The organism is Bradyrhizobium sp. USDA 4504, from assembly GCF_054063995.1.
Map to the genome: position 1 here is coordinate 4,930,030 of NZ_JBSSGV010000001.1, position 17,130 is coordinate 4,947,159.

Below are 17,130 nucleotides of genomic sequence, written 5' to 3' on the forward strand. Positions count from 1 at the left end.
CTATGGTGCTCCATCCGGAAAATCGCTTGCGATCAGATCGACCAGCGTCGCGACCGCAGCCTCGGCATCGCTACCGGAGGCCTTGATCTCGATCGTGCTGCCATGTGCCGCGCGCATTGCCATGATCTTGGCCACGCTCTTGGCATTGATCCATTCAGGCGCGCCCGCGACCCGCACCGAGATCTGAGCCTGGAACTTCTTGGCGAGCTTGGTCAGCTTGACCGCGGGGCGCGCGTGCATGCCAACCGCATGCACCAACCGCACACTGCCGGTGAAGATCTGTTCGTCCGCTTTATCAAGCATGCTCATCATCCATCATCGCTTCCCCGCCGGCTCAGTCGGCAGAGAGTTCCTCGGCCACGGCCCTGACCTGGGCCAGCGAGCTGCCGCCCGCAGCTTCGGTCGCCGCCATGACGGCGCCCTCGACGATCGGGGCGTTGCAGACGACAACGAGATCACGCCGCGCCGGCTCCAGCATTTCGACCGCCATTTCGCTGTTCGTCTCGGCGCCGCCGAGGTCGACAAGCACAGCAACGCCTTTTGATGACCAGGCATCGTTGATGGCGTCGATGATCAGCGGCACGCTGGTGCCGAGACCACCATCGGGATTGCCGCCGCAGAAGGCGACCTTGACCTCGCTGCCGACCATCTGCCGCACCATGTCCGCGGTTCCCTTGGCGATATCCCGGGAATGCGAGACGATCACGATCCCTACGGTATCGGTCATTGCCGCGCCTCCAGGCCAGCGCACACAGCGTGCAGCAGAACGCAGCTCGATCGTGCCCCCGGATCGACATGACCGACGCTGCGCGCACCGAGGAACGACGCCCGGCCCTTGGTGGCTTGCATCGGCACTGTGCGCTCAACCGCTTCAGCCGCGGTGATGCGCACCCGCTCGATCAGATCGGGCTGGCCGGCGCCCGCTTTCAGTGTCTCCAGCACCGGAACGAGCACATCGAGCATCGTCTTCTCGCCGGCCTGCGAGCGGCCGCGCGCGCTCACCGCGTCCACTCCGCTACCGAACACGTCGGCGAGATCGTCGGGCAGGTGTTTGTCTTGCGACAGCGCCTCGCCCGCGGCGAGAAAGAAACTGCCATAAAGCGGGCCGGAGGCGCCGCCGACCGTCATGACAAGGGTCTTGCCAATCGCCTTGAATGCCTCGTTGAGCGGCTGCGCCGAGATGGCATCGAGCTTGCCGAGCACGGCTTCGAAGCCGCGCTTCATGTTGGTCCCGTGGTCGCCGTCGCCGATCGCCTGGTCCAGGCTCGTGAGCTCCGGCGCGCTGGCGATGACCTGCTCGGCGGCCGCCTTGAGCAGCGACTTGAATGTCTCCGGTTGCACAGACATCTATCTGAACCTCTCGCTCCCCTATTGGACCATCGCGCCGATGCGTTGCCCCGCCCGGTCGAAACACAGCGGACGCACCAGTTGCAATTCAACCTCCTGGCCGGCCCGCAGCGGTTGGTGCGGATCCGCCAGCGTCACCAGCGTTTCGCCCTTATAGTCGAGGTGAACGTGATTCTGCTCGCCGAGATGCTCGACGCGATGCACCCGACCGACCATCTGCCCGCCGTTGCGCGCGGCGATCTGAAGGTGCTCGGTGCGGATGCCGACCGTCTCCGTTTCCGGCGGTATCGCCACATCGGACAGCAGCCGTGCGGGCAGGAAATTGATCTGGGGCGTCCCGAGCCGCGACGCGACGTAGCTGCTGGATGGATTTTCGTAGACCTCCCTCGGCGTGCCGAGCTGAAGCAGCCGGCCGTCCTTGATCACGCCGATCCTTGACGCCATCGTCATGGCTTCGACCTGGTCGTGGGTCACATAAAGGATGGTCGCGCCGAGCTCGAGCTGGATCCGCTTCAGCTCGAGGCGAAGCTCGGCGCGGAGCTTTGCATCCAGCGACGACAGCGGCTCGTCCATCAGATAGATCGAGGGATCGCGCACCAGCGCACGGCCGATCGCGACCCGCTGCATCTCACCTCCCGACAGGCGGGTGGCACGATTATTCAGCTTGCTGGCGATGTGCAGGAGCTCCGCGGTCTGCTCGACACGCTTCCGGATCAGCGGCTCCGGCACGCGCCGTGCCGGAGAGCGCAGCGGGAATGCGAGGTTGTCATAGACCGACAGATGCGGATACAGCGAATATTGCTGGAACACGAATGCGATGTCCCGTGAACCCGGCGGATCATGCGTCACATCGCGCCCGCCGATCATGACCGAACCGGCGTCGGGGCTCTCGAGCCCGGTGATCAGCCGCAGCGTCGTGGTCTTGCCGGCACCGCTCGGCCCGAGCAGGACGAGGAACTCACCGTCGTTCACGGTCAGCGAGAGGTCGCGCACTGCCTCCACCGCGCCGAAGCGCTTGCTGATGTTGCGTAAGCTGACGTCAACCATGGCGCCCCCCCTCCTCGCCGGCGGTCCTGATTGCAAGGCCGCTGCCGGCATCGAACAATGAGAGCCGACCGGAGTTGAATTCGAGGCCGACGGTCTCTCCGATCTGCACCGAGGCGCTCGACGGCAGCCGCGCCGCGACCCGTCCATAGGCCGTGTCGATCGTGACGATCTGCGTCGTGCCGAGATATTCCGCGCCGAACACCTCGCCGCGAACGGATCCGGCGTCGGTGAATCGAATATGTTCTGGACGAATCCCGAGGGCCAGCGCAGCGCTGGGGCGGTCCTCGCGGATCTCGGGCACCACGAGCCTGGTGTCGTGAAAATTGATCGCCCGGTCACCAGATCGCAGGCCGCCCTCGAAGCGCAGGAAGTTCATCGGAGGCGAGCCGATGAAGTCGGCCACGAACATGCTGGCGGGCCGGTCGTAGACCTCCTGCGGCGTGCCGATCTGTTCCACGCGCCCCTTGTTCATGATCGCAATCTGGTCGGCCATCGACATCGCTTCGAGCTGGTCGTGGGTGACATAGACCGTGGTCGCCTTGATGCGATCGTGCAAATCGCGCAGCTCGCCGCACATCAGATGACGAAACTCGGCGTCGAGCGCGCCCAGCGGCTCGTCCATCAGGAAGGCCTTCGGGCGCCGCACCATGGCTCGCCCGAGCGCGACACGCTGGCGGTCGCCGCCCGAGAGCTTTGATGTCTTGCTCGACAGCAGATGCTCGATCCGCAGCATCCGCGCGGTCTCCTGCACCCGCTCGCGAATCTCGTGCCGCGCCATGCCCTGGCACTTCAGCGGGAAGCCGATATTCTGCCCGACATTCATATGCGGATAGAGCGCGAACAGCTGGAACACGAACGCAATATCGCGGGCGGCGGCGCGGTGGAACGTGACGTCCTCCCCGTCGAGCAGGATCTTGCCCTCGGTCGGCAGCTCGAGGCCAGCAATCATGCGTAAGGTGGTGGTCTTGCCGCAGCCGGAAGGGCCGAGCAACGCGAAGAAAGTGCCGTCGTCGATGGTGAAGGTCGACCCTTCCACCGCGGTGAACTGATCGAACGACTTGCGAAGATTTTCGATGCGGATCTGAGCCATGTCCCTATTCCGGAAAGTGGCTGACGACGACGAAGCCTACCGTGCCGGCCAGAATCGTCACGAATGAATAGCTGTAGAGATCGATCGAGAAGGGCTGCACCAGCATGAAGATGCCGCCCCCGATCAGGGTCATCGCAACGGCCTCCCAGCGCCCGCGGCTGAAGAAGCGGTGCAATGTCCCCTTGGTTCCCTTGGCCTCCTTAACAACAGCTGAACCGCTCATTTGCGCACCGCTCCGAAGGTGATGCCGCGCAACAGATGCTTGCGGAGCAGCACGGTGAACATGACGATCGGGACGACGAACAGCGTGGTCGCGGCGGCAACCGCCGGCCAGTCCTGCCCGCCCTCACCGATGATGAAAGGGATGAAGGGCGGCATGGTCTGCGCCTCGCCGCTGGTCAGCAGAACCGCGAAGGCGTATTCATTCCAGGAGAAGATCAGGCAGAAGATCGCGGTCGCCGCAATTCCGGTGACGGCCTGCGGCAGCACCACCTTGCGCAGCGCCTGCAGTCGCGTGTAGCCGTCGACGAGGGCCGCCTCCTCGTACTCGCGTGGGATCTCGTCGATGAACCCCTTGAGCAGCCAGACCGCGAGCGAGACGTTCACGGCGGTATAGAGCAGGATCATTCCGAGCCTGGTGTCGGTCAGGTTGAGCTGCCGGTACATCAGATAGATCGGGATCGCGACCGCGACCGGCGGCATCATCCGCGTCGACAAAATGAAGAACAGGAGATCGTCCGCCAGCGGAATGCGGAAGCGCGAGAAGGCGTAGGCCGCGAGCGTACCGAGGAAGACGGCGAGGAAGGTCGAACCGAACCCGATGATGAGCGAGTTGACGAAGCGCGGGACGACTTTGGACGGTCCGGCAATGACCATGTCATGCTTGCGGACCAGCTTGTCATACCAGGTCTCCGGGGGCGGCAACTTGGCGATGAAATCAGGTGTCTGGCGGGTGCGCACCGTGAACAGGTTGACATAACCTTCGAGCGTCGGCTCGAAGATCACCTTGGGCGGATAGGCGATGGCATCGCTTTGCGACTTGAAGGCGGTGGCGACGATCCAGACCAGCGGCAGGATCGTGATCAACGCATAGAGGATGACGAGAGCACCAGCGAATGCCTTGGTGCGCGGCGAGGCCTCGACGATCGAGTGTGCGCTGGATCTGGCCAGGACCGATTTGGCTACGGCAGCGGTCATCGTTGCTTCACCTTGTTGAGCGCTTTGACGTAGATGTTGGCGGCCCCGAACACTGTCACGAACAGGATGATGGCGAGCGCGGACGAATAGCCGGTGCGCCACTTCTCGAATGCCGCACGCTTCAGCGTGATCGATACGAGCTCGGTGGTCGACCCCGGCCCTCCCGAGGTCAGCAGGTTGACCATGTCGAACATCTTGAAGTTCTCGATCGCGCGAAACAGCACCGCCAGCATCAGGAACGGCACCGTCATCGGCAGCGTGATCGACCAGAACTGCCGCCAGGCCGAGGCACGATCGACTTCGGCCGCCTCATAGATATAATCCGGGATCGAGCGCAGCCCGGCGAGACAGATCAGCATCACGTACGGCGCCCACATCCAGGTGTCGACGAGCACGATGGTCCATGGCGCGAGCGCGACTTGCCCTGTCATGCTGAAAGAGCTCGGCGGCACACCGGTGAACAAGCTGATCAGATAGTTGAACGGGCCGATCTGCGGCTGCAGCAGCAGCGTCCAGAAATTACCGACAACCGCCGGCGACAGCATCATCGGCAGCAGGATGATCGTGGTCCAAAAGCTGTGGCCGCGGAACTGACGGTTGATCAGAAGCGCGAGCCCAAAGCCGACCACGACCTGCAAGGCGACCGAGCAGATCACGAATTGCGCGGTGGTCTGGAGCCGGAACCAGACGTCCTCGTCGTTGAGTATGTCGCTGAAATTGTCGAGCCCGACAAACCGCAGCGGCAGATAGGACATGCTGAGGTTGAGGCTGGTGAAGGACAGCCGGATCATCCAGACCAGCGGAAAGATGTTGATCGCGAGCAGCAGCGCAATCGTCGGCGCGACGAACAGCCACGCGATGGTCCGGTCGGACAGACCATGGCCGCGGCGCACGGCGCGGGATTTGGCGGGCTCGCTCACGCCCGGGATCGTAGCATGGTCGGGTTGCAGGATCGTCGTCATCTTGTCCATCGGCTGGTTCGTCTTCCCCGAGGCTGACCTCGGGGAAGCCAGTTCAGTTGGGACGCGGCGTTCGGGCTATTGCGAGGCGACTTGCTTGCCCTGTTCCTTGAACACCTTGGTCCAGTCCTTGACCAGGAGATCGAGCGCCTGCTGCGCCGTGCCCTTGTCGGCGACGACGTAGTCGTGCACCCGCTTCTGCATATCAAGCAGCAGCTGGGCGTAGGACGGCTCGGCCCAGAAGTCCTTGACGATACCCATCGACTCCAGGAATTGCGGCGCGAACGCCGCGCTCTTCGGGAAGTCCGGCGCGTCGACCACCGCCTTGAGCGCCGAGTAGCCGCCGATCTGCCACCATTTCTGCTGCACGGCGGGCTGCGCGAACCACTTGATATAGGCGAGCGCGTCGTCCTTGCGGTCGGAGGTCGCAACCACCGAGATGCCTTGTCCGCCGAGCTGGGTGAAGTGCCCGTTCGGGCCAGCCGGATTGACGAAGAAGCCGATCTTGTCGCCGCCCACATTCGGATCCTTGTAGAGGCCGGGGAAGAAGGCGAACCAGTTCATCTGCATCGCCACCTGGCCCGACTTGAAGGCATCGAGCCCTTCCTGCATGTAGGCGTTGGTCATGCCCGGCGCGGTGCAGCACTTGTAGAGCTCCTTGTAGAATTCGAGCCCCTTGGCCGCCTCGGCGGAATTGACGATGCCCTGCATCTGGTACGGCTTCTTCGGATTGTCGTAGCTGAAGCCGTAATTGTAGAGGACGTTGGTCACGCCCATCGTGATGCCTTCGGAGCCGCGCTCGGTGAAGATGTAGGCGCCGTAGACCTTCTTGCCGTCGATCTCGCGGCCCTGGAAGAACTCCGCGATCTGCTTCAACTCGTCATAGGTTTTCGGCGGCGCCAGATCACGACCGTACTTGGCCTTGAAAGCCGACTGAATGTCGGGCCGCGAGAACCAGTCCTTGCGATAGGTCCAGCCCACGGCGTCGGCCATCGCCGGCAGCGCCCAGTAGTTCGCCGAATTCTTCGGCCACTGCGAATAACCGACAACGGTCGCCGGGACGAAGTCGTCCATCGAGATGTGCTCTTTGTCGAAGAAATCGTTGAGCTTGACGTACCACTTGTTCTCGGCGGCGCCGCCGATCCACTGGCTGTCGCCGATGATCAGGTCGCAGAGCTTGCCGTGGGAGTTGAGCTCGTTGAGGAAGCGATCCGCGTAGCTCGTCCAGGGGACAAACTCGTACTTCATCTCGATGCCGGATTGCTTGGTGAAATCCTTGCCGAGTTCGACCAGCGCGTTGGCCGGATCCCATGCCGCCCAGCACAGCGTGAGCTGCTTACCCTGGGCCGCAGCTTCGCCTCCGCCAAATATCCCCAGCAGCGCCGCCCCGAGAACCGTGGTGGCCGCTGAGCTTCTCAGCCAATTGAATGTCCGCATATCCGTTTCCTCTCTCGTTGAAGCGTCCAACCCGCTCAGCGCGCCCTGCCGGAGCGACGCCAAGACCCTGAAACCGAGTTTGAGGAGCGATGAGTGAAGGACGAGACGGACCGCTGCCGGAGACGGCTCCGGCATGGCTTGGGCTCCTCCTGCACATCGGCGCTCGATGCGCGATGTTTAGTTTTTGTATTACTAAACGTAGTACTAAATTTTTTGGCCCGTCAAGCCGGTTCTCGCGACCTTGGCGAAAATATTCCCGACGCTCGCACGCGCAAGCGTCGACGTTTGCAATGCAGCAAATTTCCCCATAATTGCAGCGAATGCGGCGAACAACGATTGCCGATCTGGTCCGGAGGACGCAATTCGGTCCGTCCCGATAACAGGGAAGCCGGAAGGTCAGCCGCAGCCAGCATGTTTAGTATGCGACTTTACTGAACGTTCAACAAAGCGATTGGGCGCGCGAGCAGCCTCAGCTTCGGCCGAAATCCGCCATTGCCGCGAACCGCACCGGTTTCGCGCCAGAAAACGACCTCACCAAAGCGCGACGAACGCCATCGAACTCAAGCATGGTGCAGCTTGATCAACGAAGCTGATCTTGCTCCGCCGCTCACAACGGTCTGGTTGCAGGTTCGAGTCCTGCCGGGCCCACCAAGACACGTGGAGCCGTCACCGTTTCAATAGGCGCGCGCGAAGTCACCCTCCTGCTTGATGTCAGTGAATACCGGAAAGCGCGCCTTCCACGGCGTGCCCTTGGCCGTCGTCAGCTTGTTGAGCCGCTCAAGCACGCCGAGGCCGTCCTTGCGCAGGCTCGCCGAAACCGCCCCAAGGTCCGGGAAATTCTTCAGGACGGCATCGAGCCAGATGGTGCGACCGGCCAGGAAACCGCCCGCGCCCGCGGCATAGGCGAAGTCGAGGACGCGTTCGAATTTTTCCGGCGCGGCGCCGCCCGACAGCAGGACCCAGGGAATGCTCCGCTCGCGGCAGATATCGCCGATTGCATCGAATTCCTTCTGCGCGGCCTTGGCTTCGGCGCTGCCGTCACGGGCCGGCAGGCTGTTGGCCGCGAGGGGACTCTCAAGCTTCAGGAGATCGACGCCGTATTCGGGCTTGGCAAACTCGCGCACGCTATCGATGACGAGGCTCGGCAGCTTGCCGGGCGATTCCACATAATCGGCGGTGTGATTGGCGCTGCCAAGGAACGGATAGACCAGCAGTTCAAGAACATAGGGAACGTCGTGGCGGGCGCACTCCTCGCCAATCTCGCGCACGAAGCGCTTCTGATGCTCGTTGACCGCGGCGTCCGCATCCGGCCGATACCAGGCCAGCACCTTGACGGCGTCGCCGCCCATGGCGCGAATTTTCTCCACACTCCAGTTGGCGATCGCGCGCGACTTGCGACCGCCCGCGGTCTCCTCGACGCGATGCTCCTCCAGCGTCATGATCAGGCCGCAGCGCGGCGGCAACAGATCGATCGCTGCGGGCACGGCAAAATTCGGGTCGAACAACATCGAGCTGCAATGCGGTGCGAGGTTCTCCACGAGGAGCCGCTTGGCCGCCGTGACGTCGGAATATTCGACCTGATCCCGCGTGATTCCCTTCGCCTTCGCAATGGCATCGAACAGCGGCGGCCGCTGATCCAGCGCGACCATGCGAAAGTGGCCTTCCGCGTCAGCAAGGCGGCCCAGCCCGCGGTTCTTTCCAATCGTTCTCATGGCTTCGTCCTCATGAATGCAAGACAGTCGTTGATGGTGGGGATTCCGTTGCGGCCACCGGCGTGGCGACATTTCATCGCGGCCGTGGCTGCAGAAAACGCCATGGCGTTGCGCACATCGAGGCCGACGCCGATCGCAAGGGCATAGGCGCCATGGAAGACGTCGCCGGCGCCGGTGGTATCGACGACATCGACGGCATAGGCGGCGCGCCGGTGCAGCTGGCCATTCTCGTACCAACTGACGCCACCCTCGCCGCGCGTGACGGCGATGACACTGCAGCCCAGCCGCGCCAGTGCTGCGAGAGATTCGTCTTTGGCAGATCCGGCGAAAGAAGCGAGCGCAGGCTCGGAAAAGATCGCGTGGTCGGTCAGGGGCAGCAGTCGCTCGAATACCTCGGCATCAGCCATATCGCCGTCGAGCACCGTCGGAATGCCGCGCGCACGCGCCTCGCGAAACAGCGTCGCAGCACCCTCCACCCAGCGCGGATCCGCCAGCACCGAGGATGCGCGAGCGACGGCTTCAAGCGGAAGCCAATCGGCCGCTTCCGGAAAGAGACCACGGAAGTTCACGATCTGCCGCTCGCCCGAACTGTCGACGATGATCCCCGAGACCGATGAGCGGCCATCAGGGAACAGCCGGAAATTCTCGACGTCGACGCCTTCGGCCGCAAAAGCCGACCGCATCTCGTGCCCGGCGGCATCGTCCCCTGCCCGCCCCCAGAACGCGACGGAGGCACCGAGCCGTGCGACCGCGGCATTGGCGGCCATTCCGCCGCCAAGGGTACCGTAGTCGATGGACTTTATCTTCTCGCTGTTGCCCGCAAAGAGCCGATCGACGCGCCAGACCTGATCGAGCGCGGATAGCCCAAGGCAGATCACCTGGACAGGCCTGGCCTCGGACGCCACGTCTGCGAGCGCCGAAAGAGCTGCTATGTTCGCCGACGCGCTCACCGCAAAACCTGCCCGTTCGCTGCATCGAACAAATGCGTCTTGCCCGGCTGCGGCCGCAAACTGAGGCGATCGCCGAGCTTTGGTCGCAGCGCTGGATCGACCCTTGCGATCGCGGAGACGCCGGCGAGATCGAAATGGATCAGGGTATCCGAGCCGAGCGGCTCGACCAGCTTGACGTTGATGGCGATGCCGTCTGCCGCATCGGTCGTGACGGCAAAATGTTCAGGACGGATGCCGAGCACGGCATTTCCCGCCTGCTGCAGACGGCTTGCGGCCTCACCGTCCAGCGGCACCGCCGTTGCGCCTTGCGAAAGGATCGCGCGCTCCTCACGCCATTCGACCGGGAAGAAGTTCATGGCGGGCGAGCCGATGAAGCCGGCGACGAACTGGTTGGCCGGCCGCTCGTAGACCGTCTCCGGCGTGTCGTATTGCTGGATCGTCCCGTTCTGGAGCACCACGATCCGGTCAGCCATCGTCATGGCCTCGATCTGGTCATGGGTCACGAAAACCATGGTGGTCTTGAGCTCCTGCGATAGCGCCTTGATCTCGGCCCGCACCTGTCCGCGCAGTTTTGCGTCGAGGTTGGACAACGGCTCGTCGAACAGGAACGCCTTGGGATTGCGCACAATCGCACGGCCCATGGCGACGCGCTGGCGCTGTCCGCCGGAGAGCTCCTTCGGCTTGCGGTCGAGATAGGGCTCGATGTGCAGGAGCGCGGCGGCACGCTTCACGCGCGCATCGATCTCCGCCTTCGGCGTTCCCCGCAACTCCAATGCGAACGACATATTGTCGTAGACGCGCATGTGCGGATAGAGCGCGTAGTCCTGGAACACCATCGCGATGTCGCGCTGTGCAGCTTGCACGCCGTTGACGCGCTTGTCGCCGATGTAGAGGTCACCCGACGTGATCGGCTCGAGACCCGCAATGATTCGCAGCAGGGTCGACTTGCCACAGCCGGACGGCCCCACGAAGACGACGAATTCATGGTCCGCGATCTCCAGATTGAGATCGGGGATCACAGTGAAACTGCCGTAGCGCTTGACGAGGTTGCGGATCGAGATCGAGGCCATGATCGCTTAATCCAGCGCCAGTACCGGCTTGATCAGCTCGCCCCTGGCAAAGCGGGCGAAATTCTCAGGCAGGGCCGACAGGCCGAACTCGCCGTCGACGAGGACGCGGTATTCGTCCTTGAACTTGCGCAGCAGCTCGATGTTCGGCTCGAAATCCGAGACCGGAAAGTAGAAGGTCCGGATCATGTAGAAGTCCTTGCGGCGGAACACCTTGCCCTCCTCGATGGTCCAGGGCGCGGCGTTCTCGCCGACCAGCACCAGCGCGCCGCGCGGCAGGACAAGCTCGATGCCGAGATTGCGCGCCGCATGCGCGCCGGAGCATTCCATGATGAGAGCAAAGCGCTTCGAGGTGTCGCCCACGGGATACGCCTTCGCGCCGAAGGATTGCGCGATCTTCAACCGCGTCGCATTGGGGTCGGCAACGTAGATGTCGTTGTAGCCGAACGCACGGAGCGCCAGCACGACGCCGAGGCCGACCGGCCCGGCGCCCATGACAAGAACAGGTCCGGCCTCACCGGGCGTCACCACGCGGCTGACGAAACGCACGGCGTGGCCCGACGTGCCGATGGTGTCGAGCAAGAGCGGCGCAAGGCTGTCCTCGATGTCATCGGGCACCGGCAGCAGGCAATTTTCCGGCACCGGCACGTATTCGGCGTAGCCGCCCGGCCGGTTCCAGCCGATCAGGCTGGAGACCTCCAGGCACATCTGGGTATCGCCGCGCTTGCAGGCCGCGCAATGGTCGCAGTGGAGTGGAATATAGACGGCACAGCGGCGACCATGTAGCCGGTGACCCGGCTGCTCGACCACGCCGAAAATCTCATGGCCGGCGGTGAACTCTGCGCCCTTGTGCCAGAGCTTGAAGTCAGAACCGCACAGCGCGGTGCGCGAAACGCGCACGAGCACTTCACCTGTGCCGGCGTCAGGCATTGCCACGCGCTCGATGGTGATGCGGTCGCCGCCGTGGAAGACCGCGGCCTGCATGATCGAATTCGGACGGGGTGACACGTTCATCAGATACCTAGCCTTTCACCGCACCGAGCGTCAGTCCGGACACCAGCCAGCGCTGAACCAGGGCAGCCAGCACCAGCGGCGGCAGTGCGATCAGCGTCGCCGCGGCCATGAGAGCGCCCCATTGCGTCGAGCCTTCGCCGATGAAGTTGAAGGCCGCCGCGATCAGCGTCTTGGTGTCGCCGTTGGACAGCACCAGCGCAAACAGGAAGTAGTTCCATGAGAAGACGAAGGCGAGGATCGCCGAGACGGCGACGCCGGACGCCACCAGCGGCAGCGCGATGCGCCAGAGGATGCGCGTGACGCTGCATCCGTCGACCTGCGCCGCCTCGAAGACGCTGCGCGGGATGCCGTCGAAGGATGGCAGCAGCACCCAGATCACGATCGGCAGTGTGATGACCGCGTGGCTCAGGATCAGCGCCGTGTAGGAGCCGATCATCCCGACCTGCCGGAACATGACGTACCACGGCAGCAGGAACAGCGTGCCCGGCGCCATGCGCGCCGCGAGCGTCAAAATCGCGGGCCATGAGATCCGTGTCCAGGAGACGGCGAAAGCGGCGGGGATGCCGAACAGTAAGCCGAGCGCCGTCGAGCCGACGGTGACGATGAGGCTGTTGAGCGCATAGCTGAGGAACGGCGTGGTCTTGGTCAGCTCGAAATAATTGTCGAGCGTCGGCGTGAAGATCAGCGTCGGTGGATAGGCGGTGACCTCGAACGACGGCTTGAACGAGGACAACACCATCCAGACCGTCGGCGCCATGATGAGCACGCCGGCGAGCACGAGCTGCACGGTGTTGAGCCAGCGGATCCAGCGGTCGGTGTTGGCGGCATCCGTCATGACATCACCACGCCACGGCGCCGCGCAGGCGGTTGAAGGCGAGCACGGCGCCGAACACGATCGCCGTGAGCGTCAGCATCAGGGCGCTGGCGTAACCGATGTTGAAGAATTCGAAGCCGACCCGGAAGCCGTAGATGTTGAGCGTGTTCGAGGCGTTGCCGGGGCCGCCCTGGGTCGTGATGTAGATGATGTCGAAGAAACGCAGGAGATCGACGCTGCGCAGGATGGCCGCGGTGACGATGGTCGGCAAGAGCAGCGGCAAAGTGATGCGCTGGAAGGTCTTGAACGGCGATGCCCCGTCGATCTGCGCGGCCTCGTAGACGCTCGGCGGCAGGGATTGCAGGCCGCCCAACACGATCAAGGCGACGTAAGGCGTCCACTGCCAGCTGTCGATCAGAGCGACGGTCGGGATAACCCAGGTCGGCGACGCCAGCCAGTCCGACGGCGGCAGGCCGAACGACTGGAGGATGTAATTGGCCGCGCCCAGCGAAGGATCGAGGATCACCAGCCACATCATGCCCGCCACCACTGGCGGCATCATGAACGGGGAGATGAACAGCGAGCGCACGATTCCCGGCAGGCGCCTGGCGTGAAACAACACCAGAGCCAGCCACACGCCGAAGACGAGTTGGAGCACCAACGATAGCACATAGAGCGCTATGGTGATCCAGAGTCCGTGCCAAAACTCGTAGTCGGAGATCAGCTTTGAATAATTGGCGAGGCCCGCAAAGGACTGCTTGCCGGTCGAGGAGAATGTCTGGAAGCCGAGCCAGATCGTATAGACGACCGGAAACGCGATCATCGCGACCGTAAAGATCACGGCCGGCGCCGAGAGCGCCGTCATTTCCAGCTTCTGCCGGTCCTGCGTGAGTGTCGCAGCCGCGTCCGACATGCGTCCGTTTCCTTGAGAGTGAGGCGCCGGCAGGCATAAGCCTGCCGGCATCAAGCGGTTACTTCTGGGCGATCAGCGCATCGAGCGCCTTGTCGGCATCGGCACAGGCCTGGTCGATCGGCTTCTGCTTCAAGATCAGGTCCTGCACGGCCTGGCCGATGAACTCGCGCGATTCCGGATTGGCGATGATGGGATAGCCGACCTCGGAGGAGCCCTTCGTGGCCAGCACATCGAGCGCAGCCTGCCATTCCTTGCGGACGGGTTCTTCGTCGATCCATTTGCGGTACTCAGGATCCTTGGCAACCGACGGCCGCGGCGGGGCAATGCCCTGGAGCGCCATTTTCTTCTGCACCTCGGGGCTGGTTGCCCACTGCACGAAGTACCAGGCCGCGTCCGGCTGCTTGCTGTGCGAAGACACCGCCATGCCCCAGCCGATCGTGGTCGGCACCTGGCCGGCCTCGCCTGCCGGGAACGGCAACAGGCCGGTGTCCTTCAGGCGCGCGCCGCCCTCCATCACCGTGCGCAACTCATTCGAGGATTCGAATGCCATCGCGGCGCGGCCGCTGCGGTAGAGCGCCGAAATCTGCTGGAAGCTGTAGTTGACCACACCCGGCGGACCGAAGTCGCGCAGCAGCCGGCTATAGGTGTCGAGTGCTTCCTTGCCCTTGGCCGAGCAGAGGTTCGACTTGCCGCCTGCGATGTAGCTGCCTCCGACGTTGTGCAGCATGTTGCTGAAGGTGTAGGCGACCGCGGGCTTGAGGCCACGCGAGACAAAGGGCGTGACAGCGCTGTCGCAGGTCTTGATCTTCTCGGCCGCCGCCTCGACATCCTTGATGGTCTTCGGCGCCTCAATGCCGCACTTCTTGAAGATGTCGGTGCGGTAATAGAAGATCGGACCTTCGATGTTCATCGGCATGCTGGTCAGCTTGCCGCCGAAGGTCGCGGCCTTGAGCAGGGCCTGGCTCAACCCGGCCGGGTCGTATTCCTTGGCCACCTCGTTCTTGGCCATCGCAGTGAGATCGCCGTACCAGCCGGCCGCGGCGAACTGCTCGCCCTCGCGCGAAGGCAGCGTCATGAACACGTCGACCTCGTCGCTGTTCGCATTCATGACGGTGACCAGACGCTGGCGCATCTGTTGTTCCTGATAGCCGTCGACCTTCAGGGTCATGCCGGTCAGCTTCTCGAAATCGGCCTTGTAGGTCAGCAGTGCCTGCGCGACCGGATTGTTATTGGCGAGAAAGGTGACGGTCCTGCCCTTGAACTTCATCCAGTCGAAATCGGCCGCATCAGCCTGCGCGCTGACGGCGACAAGCGCGAGAACGGGCAACGCGACGTGCGTCGCGAGCATCCTGACCTTCATCGAACTCTCCTCCCGGCTGGCCGCCTTAAGCTGGGGCCATTTTGAACGAGGCTTGAAAACGGTTACAATCTAGACCTCACATCGGTTGTGTCAAGCAATGGACAAACCGGATATTCTGCGGCAAATTTACGAGATTACCGCTACCACGCGGTTTGCCTCATCGAATGTAACGTTACATTGATACGATTGACCAACGCCAAATCCGTGAAACAGGGCATCCGCGCCGTCGCAGCCCGTGCCGGCGTCTCAACGGCCTCGGTGTCGCGCGCGCTCAACAATCCCGATGCGGTGAGCCCTTCCCTGCGGGCGCGCATCGAACAGGCCATCGACGCGCTCGGCTACATTCCGCATGCGCCGGCGCGCATCCTGTCGTCACGGCGCTCGCGCACGCTTGGCGCGATCGTTCCGACCATCGACAACACGATGTTCGCGCGCGGCATCGCCTCGCTGCAGCAGTATCTCTCCTCGGTCGGATACATGCTGTTTCTCACCACGAGCGGCTACGATCTCGACGTCGAATTGCAGCAAGCGCGCAATTTGATCAGCCGCGGCGTCGATGGACTTGTGCTGCGCGGTGATTGCCATCACGAGGGACTGCGCAAGTTGCTTGCGGACAACGCGGTTCCCTTCATCAATGTCGGCATCTACCAGCCTGATCGACCCCACCCGTGCGTCGGAACCAACAACGAAGCGGCCGCCCATCGCGCCGCTGCGCATGTCATCGAGCTTGGCCACCGCCGCATCGGGATCGTCTCGGCGCTCCAGCGCAACAACGACCGCGCCAGCGCTCGCGTCGCCGGCTTTCGCCGCGCGCTCACCGAGAACGGCCTGGAGCTTCCGCCGCAATGGCATGTCGAGGTGCCCTACACGCTGGATGACGCGCGCGAAGCGGCCCGCTATCTCCTCAACCTGAAGGATCGTCCGACCGCCGTCGTCTGCGGCAACGATGTGATCGCCTACGGCGTGTTGCTCGAGGCGGAGCGCGATGGATTTTCGGTGCCGCGTGACCTGTCGGTGGTCGGCTTCGACGATCTCGACTGGAGCCGCCACTTGCGGCCGAGCCTGACCACGATCCACGTACCGACCGGAGAAACCTGGCAGCGCGCCGGGGAATATCTGGTGCGCAGCCTCGCCGGCGAGCAGACCATCATGCATCGCGAGATCGACTTCTCCCTGGTGGTCCGTGAATCGACGGCTCCCCCTCTCAAATCCTGAAGCGAGACCCCTCCAATGCGCTCAAACTTCTCTCTTGCGTCCGACTTCCATGCCGTGGTGATCGGCGGCGCCGGCGACATTGGCGCCGCAATCAGCAATCAGTTTTGCGACCTCGGCGCGACAGTGACCGCAACGGCGGCCAACGAGACCGATCTGGCGCGCACTTTGCTGAAATCGCGCGCCGGCCTCACACTCGCGACGCTCGACGTCACGAACGACGACGCTGTCGCTTCTTTTGCCCGACAGCAAAAGCGCGTCGATGCGCTGGTCAACTGCGCGGGAATCCTCGCCCGCGACAAGGAATACGAGATCGAGACCTTCATGAAGGTGCTCGACGTCAATCTCACGGGCACTTTTCGAACCTGCATGGCGTTCCGCCCGCTTCTCACCGAGAGCAAGGGCTCGATCGTCAATCTTGCCTCGATGAACGCGACCTTGGCGCTGCCGCGAATCCCGGCTTATTGCGCCAGCAAGGGCGGTGTCGTGATGCTGACCAAGGCGCTCGCGTTGGCATGGGCCGAGCAAGGCATCCGGGTCAATGCGGTTGCGCCCGGCTATATCGAAACGGCGATCAATGCGGCCGGCCGCACCGATCGCGCGCACTATCAGCGCATCGCCGACCGCACCGCGTTCAAGCGCTGGGGTCAGCCGGAGGACATTGCGGGAGCCGTCGCATTCCTCTGCATGCCGGCATCACAATATGCGACCGGCACCGTCGTCGCGGTGGATGGCGGGTTTCTTGCCGGATGAGCCAGGAAACCAACGGATACGGCCTGCATAATGTCGCCGGAAATGTTTGGGAATGGTACGAGGACCGCCTCGCACCGTCGGGAGTCCCCTTGAATCGCGAGCCTGCACCGAACCGCTCGACGCGCGGTGAATCCTGCCTCGAGTCCCACGGCAGCCGCCACCGCTTCGCAGCGCGAAACCCGAACGCGCCGGTCGGCTCGTCGGGCACGACCGGCTTCCGTGTCGTGCGCACCGGGCAGCTGCGGGATTCGGCATAGG

19 protein-coding genes are annotated in these 17,130 nt (G+C 63.5%); 3 read left to right on the forward strand and 16 right to left on the reverse strand.

Annotation, left to right across the window (positions count from 1 at the left end; translation table 11 throughout):
- The 16 genes from ACVMB1_RS23190 to ACVMB1_RS23265 all read right to left on the reverse strand — a co-directional run bounded on the left by ACVMB1_RS23190 (window position 1) and on the right by ACVMB1_RS23265 (window position 14,907).
- On the reverse strand, window positions 1–303 hold the full coding sequence (locus ACVMB1_RS23190) for an HPr family phosphocarrier protein (protein ID WP_233475452.1): 303 nt from the start codon (window positions 301–303) through the stop codon (window positions 1–3).
- 31 nt (window positions 304–334) lie between these two features.
- The gene (dhaM, locus tag ACVMB1_RS23195; RefSeq protein WP_028163196.1) at window positions 335–727 is read right to left on the reverse strand and encodes a dihydroxyacetone kinase phosphoryl donor subunit DhaM; all 393 of its coding nucleotides are present in this window, start codon (window positions 725–727) and stop codon (window positions 335–337) included.
- Window positions 724–1,347 (reverse strand): dihydroxyacetone kinase subunit DhaL, encoded by a 624-nt coding sequence (gene dhaL / locus ACVMB1_RS23200; RefSeq protein WP_057021013.1) that lies wholly within the window; start codon window positions 1,345–1,347, stop codon window positions 724–726. The genes dhaM and dhaL overlap by 4 nt, the downstream gene beginning before the upstream one ends.
- 21 nt (window positions 1,348–1,368) lie before the next feature.
- Window positions 1,369–2,394, reverse strand: a complete 1,026-nt coding sequence (locus ACVMB1_RS23205; RefSeq protein WP_076823867.1) for an ABC transporter ATP-binding protein — start codon at window positions 2,392–2,394, stop codon at window positions 1,369–1,371.
- The gene (locus ACVMB1_RS23210) at window positions 2,387–3,484 is read right to left on the reverse strand and encodes an ABC transporter ATP-binding protein (RefSeq protein WP_057021015.1); all 1,098 of its coding nucleotides are present in this window, start codon (window positions 3,482–3,484) and stop codon (window positions 2,387–2,389) included. Before ACVMB1_RS23210 ends, ACVMB1_RS23205 begins: the two co-directional genes overlap by 8 nt.
- A gap of 4 nt (window positions 3,485–3,488) precedes the next feature.
- Window positions 3,489–3,707, reverse strand: a complete 219-nt coding sequence (locus tag ACVMB1_RS23215; protein WP_057021016.1) for a hypothetical protein — start codon at window positions 3,705–3,707, stop codon at window positions 3,489–3,491.
- Window positions 3,704–4,681: a carbohydrate ABC transporter permease gene (locus tag ACVMB1_RS23220; RefSeq protein ID WP_016843403.1), complete on the reverse strand. Its 978-nt coding sequence runs from the start codon at window positions 4,679–4,681 to the stop codon at window positions 3,704–3,706. Before ACVMB1_RS23220 ends, ACVMB1_RS23215 begins: the two co-directional genes overlap by 4 nt.
- Complete coding sequence (locus tag ACVMB1_RS23225; RefSeq protein ID WP_141339626.1) at window positions 4,678–5,652, reverse strand: carbohydrate ABC transporter permease; 975 nt, start codon at window positions 5,650–5,652, stop codon at window positions 4,678–4,680. Before ACVMB1_RS23225 ends, ACVMB1_RS23220 begins: the two co-directional genes overlap by 4 nt.
- A gap of 66 nt (window positions 5,653–5,718) precedes the next feature.
- Window positions 5,719–7,077 (reverse strand): ABC transporter substrate-binding protein, encoded by a 1,359-nt coding sequence (locus tag ACVMB1_RS23230; protein WP_028335636.1) that lies wholly within the window; start codon window positions 7,075–7,077, stop codon window positions 5,719–5,721.
- Between the two features lie 674 nt (window positions 7,078–7,751).
- The gene (locus ACVMB1_RS23235) at window positions 7,752–8,789 is read right to left on the reverse strand and encodes a tagatose 1,6-diphosphate aldolase (RefSeq protein WP_076823861.1); all 1,038 of its coding nucleotides are present in this window, start codon (window positions 8,787–8,789) and stop codon (window positions 7,752–7,754) included.
- A complete protein-coding gene (locus ACVMB1_RS23240) occupies window positions 8,786–9,694 on the reverse strand; it encodes a sugar kinase (protein ID WP_456849261.1) in 909 nt (302 codons plus the stop codon). The genes ACVMB1_RS23235 and ACVMB1_RS23240 overlap by 4 nt, the downstream gene beginning before the upstream one ends.
- A 41-nt stretch (window positions 9,695–9,735) precedes the next feature.
- On the reverse strand, window positions 9,736–10,809 hold the full coding sequence (locus ACVMB1_RS23245) for an ABC transporter ATP-binding protein (protein ID WP_141339628.1): 1,074 nt from the start codon (window positions 10,807–10,809) through the stop codon (window positions 9,736–9,738).
- A gap of 6 nt (window positions 10,810–10,815) precedes the next feature.
- Window positions 10,816–11,820 (reverse strand): zinc-dependent alcohol dehydrogenase family protein, encoded by a 1,005-nt coding sequence (locus ACVMB1_RS23250; RefSeq protein ID WP_076823852.1) that lies wholly within the window; start codon window positions 11,818–11,820, stop codon window positions 10,816–10,818.
- A 7-nt stretch (window positions 11,821–11,827) separates the two neighbouring features.
- On the reverse strand, window positions 11,828–12,655 hold the full coding sequence (locus tag ACVMB1_RS23255; protein WP_076823849.1) for a carbohydrate ABC transporter permease: 828 nt from the start codon (window positions 12,653–12,655) through the stop codon (window positions 11,828–11,830).
- 4 nt (window positions 12,656–12,659) lie between these two features.
- Window positions 12,660–13,547 carry a carbohydrate ABC transporter permease gene (locus tag ACVMB1_RS23260; protein WP_076823847.1) on the reverse strand — a complete coding sequence of 296 codons (888 nt, stop codon included), beginning with the start codon at window positions 13,545–13,547 and terminating at the stop codon, window positions 12,660–12,662.
- 58 nt (window positions 13,548–13,605) lie between these two features.
- Window positions 13,606–14,907: an ABC transporter substrate-binding protein gene (locus ACVMB1_RS23265; RefSeq protein ID WP_076823843.1), complete on the reverse strand. Its 1,302-nt coding sequence runs from the start codon at window positions 14,905–14,907 to the stop codon at window positions 13,606–13,608.
- A gap of 180 nt (window positions 14,908–15,087) precedes the next feature.
- Here ACVMB1_RS23265 and ACVMB1_RS23270 point away from each other — a divergent pair, with 180 nt between their 5' ends.
- From ACVMB1_RS23270 to ACVMB1_RS23280, 3 genes are read left to right on the forward strand one after another with little or no spacing between them, the layout of a single operon-like run.
- Window positions 15,088–16,122, forward strand: a complete 1,035-nt coding sequence (locus ACVMB1_RS23270) for a LacI family DNA-binding transcriptional regulator (RefSeq protein ID WP_057021071.1) — start codon at window positions 15,088–15,090, stop codon at window positions 16,120–16,122.
- Between the two features lie 15 nt (window positions 16,123–16,137).
- The gene (locus ACVMB1_RS23275; RefSeq protein WP_057021024.1) at window positions 16,138–16,872 is read left to right on the forward strand and encodes an SDR family NAD(P)-dependent oxidoreductase; all 735 of its coding nucleotides are present in this window, start codon (window positions 16,138–16,140) and stop codon (window positions 16,870–16,872) included.
- Entirely contained in the window at window positions 16,869–17,129 is a 261-nt protein-coding gene (locus ACVMB1_RS23280) for an SUMF1/EgtB/PvdO family nonheme iron enzyme (RefSeq protein WP_057021025.1), read from the forward strand. Before ACVMB1_RS23275 ends, ACVMB1_RS23280 begins: the two co-directional genes overlap by 4 nt.
- Window position 17,130 lies beyond the last annotated feature (1 nt).

Coding starts and splice junctions, on each gene's coding strand:
- ACVMB1_RS23210 (WP_057021015.1), bottom strand. CDS start 3,484: ATGGCTCAGATCCGCATCGAAAATCTTCGCAAGTCGTTCGATCAGTTC.
- dhaM (WP_028163196.1), bottom strand. CDS start 727: ATGACCGATACCGTAGGGATCGTGATCGTCTCGCATTCCCGGGATATC.
- ACVMB1_RS23260 (WP_076823847.1), bottom strand. CDS start 13,547: ATGTCGGACGCGGCTGCGACACTCACGCAGGACCGGCAGAAGCTGGAA.
- dhaL (WP_057021013.1), bottom strand. CDS start 1,347: ATGTCTGTGCAACCGGAGACATTCAAGTCGCTGCTCAAGGCGGCCGCC.
- ACVMB1_RS23280 (WP_057021025.1), top strand. CDS start 16,869: ATGAGCCAGGAAACCAACGGATACGGCCTGCATAATGTCGCCGGAAAT.
- ACVMB1_RS23250 (WP_076823852.1), bottom strand. CDS start 11,820: ATGAACGTGTCACCCCGTCCGAATTCGATCATGCAGGCCGCGGTCTTC.
- ACVMB1_RS23275 (WP_057021024.1), top strand. CDS start 16,138: ATGCGCTCAAACTTCTCTCTTGCGTCCGACTTCCATGCCGTGGTGATC.
- ACVMB1_RS23190 (WP_233475452.1), bottom strand. CDS start 303: ATGCTTGATAAAGCGGACGAACAGATCTTCACCGGCAGTGTGCGGTTG.
- ACVMB1_RS23230 (WP_028335636.1), bottom strand. CDS start 7,077: ATGCGGACATTCAATTGGCTGAGAAGCTCAGCGGCCACCACGGTTCTC.
- ACVMB1_RS23235 (WP_076823861.1), bottom strand. CDS start 8,789: ATGAGAACGATTGGAAAGAACCGCGGGCTGGGCCGCCTTGCTGACGCG.
- ACVMB1_RS23245 (WP_141339628.1), bottom strand. CDS start 10,809: ATGGCCTCGATCTCGATCCGCAACCTCGTCAAGCGCTACGGCAGTTTC.
- ACVMB1_RS23215 (WP_057021016.1), bottom strand. CDS start 3,707: ATGAGCGGTTCAGCTGTTGTTAAGGAGGCCAAGGGAACCAAGGGGACA.
- ACVMB1_RS23255 (WP_076823849.1), bottom strand. CDS start 12,655: ATGACGGATGCCGCCAACACCGACCGCTGGATCCGCTGGCTCAACACC.
- ACVMB1_RS23205 (WP_076823867.1), bottom strand. CDS start 2,394: ATGGTTGACGTCAGCTTACGCAACATCAGCAAGCGCTTCGGCGCGGTG.
- ACVMB1_RS23220 (WP_016843403.1), bottom strand. CDS start 4,681: ATGACCGCTGCCGTAGCCAAATCGGTCCTGGCCAGATCCAGCGCACAC.
- ACVMB1_RS23225 (WP_141339626.1), bottom strand. CDS start 5,652: ATGGACAAGATGACGACGATCCTGCAACCCGACCATGCTACGATCCCG.
- ACVMB1_RS23265 (WP_076823843.1), bottom strand. CDS start 14,907: ATGAAGGTCAGGATGCTCGCGACGCACGTCGCGTTGCCCGTTCTCGCG.